General features: G+C 72.0%; 1 pseudogene. It reads right to left on the bottom strand.

Going from position 1 to position 353, the window contains the following annotated elements:
* Nucleotides 1–353: pseudogene (locus ACLBYB_RS32865) on the bottom strand (acetolactate synthase large subunit); the annotation flags it as partial.

The raw sequence follows: 353 nt of genomic DNA, 5'->3' as shown, positions 1-353 counted from the left end.
GGCGGCTTCTCGATCGTGTCGTGGCCGATGGCGATGATCAGGTCGGCCTTGTCGATCGCCTCGTGGACGTAGTCGCGCTCGGAGAGGGCCGCGGTGCCCATGTAGAGGTCGGTCCCGCCCGCCACCGTGCCCTTGCCCATCTGGGTGGTGAAGAACGGGATGCCGGTGCGCTGCACGAAGCCGCCGAGCTCGCCGGTGGCGCGGGGGCGGCTCGCGGCGGCGCCCAGCATGATCAGCGGGCGCTTGGCCTTCAGGATCATGTCCGCGGCGCGCGCGATCGCGGTCGGGTGCGCGACCGGGATGTCGATCGGGTGCGAGGGGACGAGGTCGGCCTCGGCCTCCTCGGAGGCGAT

This window comes from Methylobacterium sp. D54C, assembly GCF_053345595.1.
The sequence above is the reverse complement of the archived record's forward strand: the minus strand, read 5'-3'. Positions and strand labels throughout refer to the sequence as shown.